We start from the raw sequence: 1679 nt of genomic DNA, 5'->3' as shown, positions 1-1679 counted from the left end.
TGCCCGGAAATAAGTTCAATCATGATACTATTGGGATGCTGGCGATAGATGCAAAAGGTAATCTTGCCGGTGCTTGTACAACCAGCGGTATGGCTTTTAAGATGCATGGACGCGTGGGCGATTCTCCAATAATAGGCGCAGGATTATATGTAGACAATGAATATGGTGCTGCTACATCCACCGGGGTAGGTGAGGAAGTAATCAGAAATGTAGGAAGCTTTTTAGTCGTGGAACTTATGCGGCAAGGATATTCTCCGGAAGAGGCCTGTAAAGAGGCGGTGATGCGGATTATTAAAAAGAAACCGGGAACTGCAAAAGATATACAGGTGGGATTTCTAGCGATTAACAAAAAGGGGGAGTACGGGGCCTATGCCATACAGAAAGGCTTTAGTTTTGCGGTCTGCGACAAAAAGGACCAGAAACAATTATATAAAGGAATCAGCTACTATTAATGAAATATGTCCTTGAGATCTGCGTCGGTTCTTTAGGTTCGGCACTTGCAGCTCAGAAGGGAGGTGCCGATAGGATAGAACTTTGCGATAATTTATATGAAGGAGGCACAACACCTTCTTATGGCATGATCAAGACATGCAAATCGCTGCTAAATATTCCAGTATTTCCAATTATACGGCCTCGAGGCGGTGATTTTGTGTATTCTGAAGAAGAGTTTGAGACCATAAAACAGGATGTATTAGCTTGTCGTGAACTCGGTTGTGAAGGACTTGTTTTTGGGATACTTAATCCTGACGGAAGTGTTGATAAGGATAGATGTTTAGAGCTCGTGAAGCTATCAGGCAAAATGCAGCTCACTTTTCATCGGGCCTTTGATCGTTGCAGCAATCGAAGAAAGGGGCTGGAAGATATTGTAGAAATGGGATTCCATCGCATTCTAACCTCGGGAGGCCAGGATCACGCAGAAGATGCCATTTCCGAATTGGGAATGCTGGTTGAGCGGGCGAAGAATAGAATTATCATCATGCCTGGTTCCGGTATAACCGGAGAGAATTTATTAAAACTTGCAAAGGCGACAGGAGCTGTGGAATTTCATAGCACAGCTAAGACAAAGATTGATCCCCTGAAAGGAAATCATGATCACAATAATTTAGACGCACAATATCAATTTCAAACCGATGCAGACAAAGTCCGGGAAATGCGTCAAATTCTAAATTATTAAAGTGTCTTATCCTGGCGCAAAGGAATCATAATCCATGAACCGTATAGACCGTATATCTGCCATCCTTATTCACCTTCAATCCCGTAAGGTGGTTAAAGCGCAGGATATCGCCGACAGGTCTAATATAAGTTTACGTACCGTTTATCGCGATATTCGAACGCTTGAACAAGCTGGCATACCTGTAATTGGCGAAGCTGGAACGGGTTATTCTCTGGTAGATGGTTATCGCTTGCCTCCGGTGATGTTTAGTCCCGAAGAGGCCCTTGCATTTCTAACTGCTGAAAAGCTCGTTGCCCAATTAACCGACGGGCCAAACGCTGAAAATTACAGTTCAGCAATGTTCAAGATCAAAGCCGTACTTGATCAAGATAAAAAAGATTTGCTGCAAAATATCGGGGAAAGTTCTCGAAATCAACTATCATGCACGTTATAATCAGGAGAAGACCGAGCGCCTGGTTGAACCCTTAGGAGTATTTTACTCGGATAACAGTTGGCACCTTATTGC

At 43.5% G+C, this 1679-nt stretch carries 4 protein-coding genes; all 4 read left to right on the top strand.

The window, feature by feature from the left end; genetic code table 11:
• Window positions 1-452: isoaspartyl peptidase/L-asparaginase (locus WBJ10_RS05075; protein WP_424288443.1), on the top strand; the 452-nt coding region annotated here is incomplete at its 5' end.
• Window positions 452-1174, top strand: coding sequence for a copper homeostasis protein CutC (locus WBJ10_RS05070; protein WP_424288442.1), 723 nt, complete (start codon window positions 452-454; stop codon window positions 1172-1174). The genes WBJ10_RS05075 and WBJ10_RS05070, both read left to right, overlap by 1 nt.
• Before the next feature lie 34 nt (window positions 1175-1208).
• Window positions 1209-1607: a helix-turn-helix transcriptional regulator gene (locus WBJ10_RS05065; protein WP_424288441.1), complete on the top strand. Its 399-nt coding sequence runs from the start codon at window positions 1209-1211 to the stop codon at window positions 1605-1607.
• Window positions 1543-1679: WYL domain-containing protein (locus WBJ10_RS05060; RefSeq protein ID WP_424288444.1), on the top strand; the 137-nt coding region annotated here is incomplete at its 3' end. The genes WBJ10_RS05065 and WBJ10_RS05060, both read left to right, overlap by 65 nt.

Source organism: Daejeonella sp. (assembly GCF_049655485.1).
Classification (GTDB): Bacteria; Bacteroidota; Bacteroidia; order Sphingobacteriales; family Sphingobacteriaceae; genus Daejeonella.
Note: the sequence above shows the minus strand (reverse complement) of the source record. Positions and strands in the feature narration are given on the sequence as shown.